Source organism: Vagococcus allomyrinae, assembly GCF_017829975.1.
Lineage (GTDB): Bacteria > Bacillota > Bacilli > Lactobacillales > Vagococcaceae > Vagococcus_D > Vagococcus_D allomyrinae.
Genome location: NZ_JAEEGA010000021.1, coordinates 100,221 through 108,822 on the forward strand (window position 1 = coordinate 100,221; position 8,602 = coordinate 108,822).

Sequence of the window (8,602 nt, forward strand, 5' to 3'; positions counted from 1 at the left end):
TGGAAAGGAGAGCGCCTTTGTGCTAGCTCGAAAATTTAGAGAACTGAATAAGGGAGAGATTTTTTGGCGAAAAAATCATCGGTTGTTGTTGGCGGTTTCTGGTGGCGTCGATTCAATGGTCTTGCTTCATTTACTGTTAAGTTTGCCAGCTGAGGAACAGCCTTTTTTTGCGGTGGCTCATGTCAATCATCAGTTAAGGGCGGCTTCTCAGGAAGAAGCAGCTTTTTTGCAGACTTTTTGTCAGGCAAACGGAATTCCTTTGTATGTTGAAACATGGCAAGCGCCCCTTGAGGGTAATTTAGAGAACCAAGCTCGACAAGCGCGCTATGATTTTTTTACAAAGATATGCGCCGAAGAAAGATTTGATTGTTTAGTCACCGCTCATCACGGAGACGATCAAGCTGAAACGATCTTAATGAAAATAATCGATGGTAGCCAACTGCAAAATTTAGTAGGCATTCGCCCGACGAGCCAGCGAGATGGGCTGATTATTCATCGTCCTCTATTGTCTTTTGCTAAGGAGGACTTGATGGTTTGGGCGAGGGCTCATCAGATTGTTTATTTTGAGGATGCCAGTAATTTTGAAGATGCCTATTTTAGAAATAGGATTAGGAATCACATTATCCCACAATTTAAAGCCGAAAACGCAAACTTTTTAAAACATATTCATAATTTCGTCAAACAAATCACGTATGCTAATGATATTATTGAAGTTAAAGTCAACGAACTTTGGCCAAAGGTCATCCGTACTGTCGATAATCAGTGGTTCATTGATTTAAGGTCCTTTCGTTCTTTATCTGAGAGTCAACAATATATGTTATTAGTTTCTCTGTGGCAAAAAGCTTTAGTTGTAGAAGGCGTACCGGTGAATGAGGGGCAGCTGACGCAAGCGATGACAATGCTAAATAGTGATGTTGGTGCGCAGGAACTTCATCTGGCTGCCGGTTGGCGATTTGAAAAAAATTATCAAGAAGCTACTTTGACGTTACGTGAGTCGCCAAAAACAAGAACAGCGGCTGTTCAGCAAATTCGTCTTGGTCAAGGGGTGTACCTCAGTCAAGAGGAATGGTTAGGCTTTGAGCGTGTTGATCAACCCCTTGAAATTCCTGATAAGCTGAGCGATTGGCAAGCTTTTGAGTGTCCTGTTGGGAAGGCGTTGGCCCAGCAGTCTTTAAGTGTGCGCCATGTTCGGCCGGGAGATCGGATTGTCTACAATCAAATGGGGAATCACAAGAAAGTTAATCGGATTTTTATTGATGCGAAAGTCCCGCTAAAAAAGCGTGAACAAATGTGGTTAGTTTGCGATTCGCTGGGAGAAATTATCTGGATTGTGCCAATTAGGAAAAGTTATTTGAGTATTGTGAAAGAAACTGATAAAATACATTACAGGCTTATCTATTTAAAGTCATGCTCGACTGACGGGCATCAAAACTTTTTAAAGGAGTAAGCAAGATCTGGAAGGAGACTCTTATGTTAGAGAAAGACATTGAAAAATCATTGTATTCAAGAGAAGAAATAGCCGTTAAAACGAAGGAATTAGGTCAGCAAATCACCAAGGATTATGCCGGCAAGAACCCCCTCGTTATCGGGATTTTAAAAGGTGCGATTCCCTTTATGGCTGATTTGATTCGTGAAATGGACATGCAATTAGAGATGGATTTTATGGATGTATCAAGCTACGGAGAAGCGTTAGTTTCTTCAGGTGAGGTTAAAATAATCAAAGATCTGGATACCAATGTGGCAGGTCGTGACTTGCTGATTGTTGAAGATATCATTGACAGTGGTCAAACATTAAAGTACTTAGTGGAGTTATTTAAATATCGTCAAGCTAAGTCTGTTAAGATTGTCACACTCTTAGACAAACCAGAAGGGCGAGTCGTAGACATTTACCCAGATTACTCTGGCTTTAATGTACCGAATGAGTTTGTGGTAGGCTTTGGTCTGGATTATAAGGAAAACTATCGTAACCTGCCTTTTGTTGGTGTACTAAAACCAGAGATTTACGAGACAAATAACTAATAATATTTCAAAAGTATGTTAGAATAAATATGCGACACAAAAAGATTGTGCTACTAGAGGGAGGCCCTATATGAATAAAAAGAAAAACGGGGGAATGAAGAATACACTCTATTATATATTGTTAGTTTTAGCAATGGCGATGGTCGTATTCTTTTTCTTTGGCGATAAGAAAAGCCCCGGTTCAGATATAACGTACTCAACGTTTTCTGAGCAGTTAAAAAATGAAAAAATTAAAGACATGGAAATTCAGCCAGCTAATGGCGCGTACAAGATTACTGGTACGTACTATGAAAAACCAAAAGTTGAAGACAAAGGTTTGTCGATTCTTGGTTCAAGTAATGTAGCCAACGATCGTTTTACGACAATTGTCTTACCGAATGATGCCACTTTAGCAGAGATTACGAAGAACGCATCAGCATCGGAAACAAAAGTAACGATTAAGGAACAGTCAAATAACGGTGTTTGGATTTCAATGTTATTTTCTTTCCTACCATTGATCGTGATTATTTTCTTTATGTACATGATGATGGGACAAGGTCAACAAGGCGGCGGTGGTGGCCGTGTCATGAACTTTGGTAAATCAAAAGCTAAAGAAGCAGACAAAAAAGCCAATAAAGTTCGTTTCTCTGATGTAGCAGGTGCTGAAGAAGAGAAACAAGAATTAGTTGAAGTGGTGGAGTTCTTAAAAGACCCTCGTCGTTTCGTTGAATTAGGTGCGAGAATTCCCGCAGGTGTCTTACTAGAGGGACCTCCAGGAACAGGTAAAACATTACTTGCTAAAGCTGTAGCCGGTGAAGCAGGTGTACCATTCTACTCGATTTCAGGTTCTGACTTTGTGGAAATGTTTGTTGGGGTCGGTGCGAGCCGTGTCCGTGATTTATTTGAAACAGCCAAGAAAACAGCGCCAGCGATTATCTTTATCGATGAAATCGATGCTGTAGGTCGCCAACGTGGTGCTGGTATGGGTGGTGGCCACGATGAGCGTGAGCAAACCTTGAACCAATTACTAGTTGAGATGGATGGTTTTAGTGGAAACGAAGGCGTGATCGTCATTGCTGCTACTAACCGTTCTGACGTTTTGGATCCGGCTTTACTACGTCCAGGTCGTTTTGACCGTCAAATTTTGGTCGGTCGTCCAGACGTTAAGGGTCGTGAAGCGATTCTGAAAGTCCATGCGAAAAACAAACCGTTGGCAGCCGACGTTGATTTAAAAGTCGTTGCCCAACAAACACCAGGTTTTGCTGGTGCTGATTTGGAAAACGTCTTAAACGAAGCGGCTCTTGTAGCAGCTCGTCGCAATAAGAAAAAAGTCGATGCCTCAGATATTGATGAAGCGCAAGACCGTGTAATTGCCGGTCCTGCTAAGAAAGATCGTGTTGTCAGCAAGAAAGAACGTGAAATGGTGGCATACCATGAAGCGGGTCATACGATTTGTGGGTTAGTCTTAAGTGATGCTAACACCGTCCATAAAGTAACGATTGTCCCTCGTGGACGTGCTGGCGGTTACATGATTGCCTTACCGAAGGAAGACCGTTTCTTAATGACTAAAGAAGAACTATTTGAACGGATCGTGGGCCTTTTAGGTGGACGGACCGCTGAAGAGATTATCTTTGGCGTGAAATCAACTGGCGCGAGCAATGACTTTGAACAAGCAACAGGTCTAGCCCGTAGTATGGTAACGGAATACGGGATGAGTGAAAAACTTGGACCTGTCCAATACGAAGGAAATCATCAAGTCTTTGTTGGTCGTGATTATGGCCAAACAAAAGCTTATTCTGAGCAAGTTGCTTATGAAATTGATGAAGAAGTGCGCAGTATCTTAAATGCCGCACATGCAAAAGCCCGTGAAATCATTGAAGAACACCGCGCCCAACATAAATTAATTGCTGAAAAACTATTAGAGTTTGAAACATTAGATGCTCGTAGCATTAAATCGCTCTTTGAAGAAGGCGTGATGCCGGCAGATGTGATTGCTAATCAATTCCCGAGCGAAAAATCTGGTACTTTTGAGGAAGCCAAAAAAGCCTTAGAAGAAAAAGAAGCGAAGAAACAAGCGGAAGAAAAGCAAGAAGTGAAAGAGACTGTCTTAAAAACTGAGGAACCCGTGAAACCAACTGACGAACCAGTAACACCACGAGTCCCTTCTGAAGATGATCCGGCAACATCTACCGAATCAGGTGATGAGCAAACAACTGAAGAAGCAAAAACGGAATACGAAAAAGAAAACTTCGAAGACCGTTACAAATAAGCGTTAAACTAAGTGGGTTGCTTCGGCAACTCACTTTTATTTTTGGGCACAGTGGGGCATTAGCCTGACTTGATGGAAGGGACTGGCTCTTGCATTAATGAGCAAATGTTGATACACTAACAAACAGCAAAATTGTCTAAAAAATGATTTGGGTTTAAGATAATAGAGTCGATGAAAAAAACAGAAAAATTAGGTGAATGTAGATGGAAGATTACTTATTAAAAGCATTATGTTTTGATGGTCAAATTAGGGCTTTTGCAGTCAATGCCACTAAAGCAGTGGGAGAAGCACAGCGCCGTCATGATACGTGGCGGACAGCATCGGCGGCTTTGGGCCGGACGATGGTAGGTTCTTTAATGTTAGGCGCCATGAATAAAGGCGAAGATAAAATCACGGTTAAAATTCAAGGCGACGGGCCGGTGGGGTCAATTGTTGTTGTGGCTGATGGTCACGGCAATGTGAAAGGTTACTTACAAAATCCCCAAGTTAATTTACCAGCGAATGAACAAGGCAAGATTGATGTTCGAGGTGGTGTTGGGACTGTTGGCAGTTTGTCAGTTATTAAAGATTTAGGATTAAAAGAGCCGTTTTCAGGACAAGTTCCGTTGGTGTCTGGTGAATTAGGGGAAGATTTTACCTACTATTTGGCGAACTCTGAACAGGTTCCTTCTGCGGTCGGGTTGAGTGTTCTAGTTGATATTGAAGATGAGTCAATTAAAGCGGCAGGCGGATTTATGATCCAAGTAATGCCTGATGCAACAGATGAAACGATTTCAGAAATTGAAAGACGAATCGCCGAAGTGCCTCTGGTATCAAGTTTGATTGATCAAGGTGAAACGCCGGAAGAAATTCTGTATCGTTTATTAGGGCAAGACAATGTTAAAATTTTAGAAAAAATGCCTGTACAATTTCATTGTGACTGTACCAAAGAAAAATTTGCTTCAGGGATCATTTCTCTGGGCAGAAAAGAAATTCAAGAAATGATTGATGAAGATCAAGGCGCCGAAGCTGTTTGCCATTTTTGTGGAAATAAATATCAATTTGATGAGGCGGATTTAGCAGACTTATTGGTTGAAATTGGTTAAGGTATAAGGGGGAAACCACGTTGTGGAAAATAGGAGATATTGAGATTCCTAATAGAGTTGTGGTTGCGCCGATGGCCGGTATTAGCAATGCGGCTTTTCGGGTAACCGTTAAAGAGTTTGGTGCAGGTTTAGTGGTCTGTGAGATGATCAGTGACAAAGGGATTCAACTTAGGAATAAGAAGACCTTGGAGATGCTTTATATCGATGAGAGAGAGCATCCTTTAAGTGTTCAGATCATGGGGGGGAGTAAAGAAACGTTGGTTGAAGCAGCCAAATTTGTGGAGACTAACACCAAGGCAGCAATAATTGACATTAATATGGGATGTCCTGTTAATAAAGTTATTAAGAATGAAGCGGGAGCTAAGTGGCTTTTGGACCCAAACAAAGTCTATGAAATGGTTGAAGCAGTGGCGTCAGCGGTGAAAATACCTGTAACAGTGAAGATGCGAATTGGCTGGGATGACGAGCACGTCTTTGCCGTAGAAAATGCTCTCGCGGCTGAAAAAGCAGGCGCGGCCGCGGTAGCCATGCATGGACGGACACGGGTGCAAATGTATGAAGGTAAAGCCAATTGGGACGTATTGCGACAAGTAAAAAAAAGCTTGACGATTCCTTTTATGGGGAATGGTGATGTTCGAACACCAGAGGACGCCCGACGAATGATTGACGAAGTTGGTTGTGAGGGTGTTATGATCGGACGAGCCGCTTTGGGGAATCCGTGGATGATCTATCAAACCAAACATTATCTAGAGACAGGTGAGCTTTTACCTGAACCCCCAGCACGAGAAAAAATTGCAACAGCTAAGCTTCACTTAAAGAGACTAGTTGAGTTAAAAGGCGAAGTAATCGGTACTCGCGAATTTCGTCAACATGCTGCGTATTACTTAAAAGGTATCTCACGAGCAGCTAAAACGAAGGTGGCAATCAATCAAGCGACTAAACAAGTTGAGATAATTGCTCTTTTAGACGAATTTGTAGAGACCACTGAAATTAGAAGCATTGCTAATTAACAAAAGATACGTGAGTGAATGGTTTTGTTGTAAATTAGACAATCTTCAGCAAAAATTTATAAAAACATGAGAAAAAAGGTGAAAGGGAAGATTTCCCTTGCCTTTTTTGTTTTTAGTGTGGCATTATAGATAGAAGAACTTAGCTTTTGAAAGGACGGAGGAAATAGAGTGACTGAGGAACATAATACTCAACAAGAAATGAACGACCAATTATTGGTTCGTAGAGAAAAAATGGCCGCTATGCAAACTGCAGGGATGGATCCATTTGGCCAAAGATTTGAGCGTAGCCATAATTCAAAGGAATTACACGATGCTTATGGTGAAATGACCAAGGAAGAGTTAAATGACTTGAATTTGACTGCGACGATCGCAGGTAGAATGATGACGAAGCGTGGCAAAGGAAAAGTGGGGTTTGCCCATTTACAAGATCGTGAAGGTCAGATTCAAATATATGTTAGAAAAGATGCCATTGGTGATGAAGAGTATGAATTGTTCAAACAAGCTGATTTAGGAGACTTTATCGGCGTGACGGGTGATATCATGAAAACAGATATGGGTGAGTTAACCATCAAACCTACATCGTTAACCTTCTTAACTAAGGCACTCCGCCCTTTACCAGATAAATATCATGGACTAACTAATGTTGAGCAACGTTATCGTCAGCGCTATTTAGATTTGATCAGTAATCGGGAGAGCTTTGATACGTTTGTTAAACGCAGCCAAATTATTAAAGAGATTCGCAATTATCTAAATGATAATGATTATTTAGAAGTTGAGACACCTACTCTTCATAATATGGCAGGTGGGGCAGCGGCCCGTCCGTTTATAACCCATCATAATGCCTTGGATATCGAACTTTATTTACGAATTGCCTTAGAATTACACTTGAAACGTTTAATTGTCGGTGGCATGGAGAAAGTCTATGAAATCGGCCGTGTTTTCCGTAACGAGGGAATCGATACGACTCACAATCCTGAATTTACGATGTTGGAAGTTTATACAGCGTATGCGGATTATCGCGATGTGATGGACTTAACAGAAGGCATCATTAAGCATGTGGCAGAGAAAGTTAACGGTAGCCTATCTGTTAAGTATGGCGAAACAGATGTGGATTTAAGTGGTCAGTGGACACGTCTTCACATGGTTGATGCGATTAAGGCGCAAACAGGTGTTGATTTCTGGCAAGAGATGACAGATGAGGAAGCTCGCGCTCTTGCAAAAGAACACAATGTTAAAGTGGAAGAACACATGGAGTTTGGGCACGTGGTAAACGAATTTTTTGAAGAGTTTGTCGAAGAAACGTTGATTCAACCGACCTTTATTTACGGGCATCCCGTAGCGGTCTCTCCTTTATCGAAGAAAAACCCTGAAGATGGTCGTTTTACCGATCGTTTTGAAGTCTTTATTGTCGGGAATGAATACGGCAACGCCTTTACCGAGTTAAATGATCCAATCGATCAACGCGAACGTTTTGAAGCCCAAGATCGGGAACGTGATCTGGGTAACGATGAAGCTCATGGGATTGATAATGACTTTATTGAAGCGTTGGAGTACGGTATGCCACCAACAGGTGGATTGGGTATTGGAATTGATCGACTGGTAATGTTACTGACTAATTCGCAATCAATTCGTGATGTTTTACTATTTCCAACGATGCGTTAAGAAAAAGCTCGCTAATTTAGCGGGCTTTTTTTATCGGAACATGCTATTTATTACTATAAAAAGGCGCCTTGTCCTAGTTGCTAATTTTAGCTCATTAATCCGTTTGTAGGACGCTAGTTTATATTGCGAATAATTATAGAGAGAAGTGGACAGTTTAGTGTTTAAAAGGCGAATGATTATCTGATATTTACCGTCTTTATCAAGCTAAATAAAAAAAGCTGAAAAAACTCAATATAATAGTTGCAATTTCCGCCGAGACTTGGTATATTATTACATGTCGCTGAGATGTAAGACAGCTTTGAAAGAAGCACGTGAAACTTTCTTGAAAAAGTTATTGACATGATAGAGAGCGTTATGTTATTCTAATTAAGTTGTCGTTTGAAGAAGTAACTTTCTCCAAATGAGCGAGTAACTCAAAAAAATAATTTTAAAAAAGTTGTTGACAACGTCAACTAACTTATGTTATTCTAATTGAGTTGCTGATGAAGAACTAAACCACTTCAACAAGCTGAAAAAAACTTTTGAAAAATAATTAAAAAAGTTGTTGACAAAGACAACTAAACATGTTATTCTAATAA

The 8,602-nt window shown here is 40.9% G+C and carries 6 protein-coding genes; all 6 read left to right on the plus strand.

What is annotated here, in order from left to right:
• Positions 1-19 precede the first annotated feature (19 nt).
• Entirely contained in the window at positions 20-1,447 is a 1,428-nt protein-coding gene (gene tilS, locus I6N95_RS23880) for a tRNA lysidine(34) synthetase TilS (RefSeq protein ID WP_209532141.1), read from the plus strand.
• A 23-nt stretch (positions 1,448-1,470) separates the two neighbouring features.
• A complete protein-coding gene (hpt, locus tag I6N95_RS23885) occupies positions 1,471-2,019 on the plus strand; it encodes a hypoxanthine phosphoribosyltransferase (protein WP_209532142.1) in 549 nt (182 codons plus the stop codon).
• Between the two features lie 70 nt (positions 2,020-2,089).
• On the plus strand, positions 2,090-4,267 hold the full coding sequence (ftsH, locus tag I6N95_RS23890; RefSeq protein WP_209532143.1) for an ATP-dependent zinc metalloprotease FtsH: 2,178 nt from the start codon (positions 2,090-2,092) through the stop codon (positions 4,265-4,267).
• 203 nt (positions 4,268-4,470) lie between these two features.
• A complete protein-coding gene (hslO, locus tag I6N95_RS23895; RefSeq protein ID WP_209532144.1) occupies positions 4,471-5,352 on the plus strand; it encodes an Hsp33 family molecular chaperone HslO in 882 nt (293 codons plus the stop codon).
• A gap of 20 nt (positions 5,353-5,372) precedes the next feature.
• The gene (gene dusB, locus I6N95_RS23900) at positions 5,373-6,362 is read left to right on the plus strand and encodes a tRNA dihydrouridine synthase DusB (RefSeq protein WP_209532145.1); all 990 of its coding nucleotides are present in this window, start codon (positions 5,373-5,375) and stop codon (positions 6,360-6,362) included.
• A gap of 198 nt (positions 6,363-6,560) precedes the next feature.
• Positions 6,561-8,024, plus strand: coding sequence for a lysine--tRNA ligase (gene lysS, locus I6N95_RS23905; protein ID WP_245249853.1), 1,464 nt, complete (start codon positions 6,561-6,563; stop codon positions 8,022-8,024).
• The last annotated feature ends 578 nt before the right edge of the window (positions 8,025-8,602 follow it).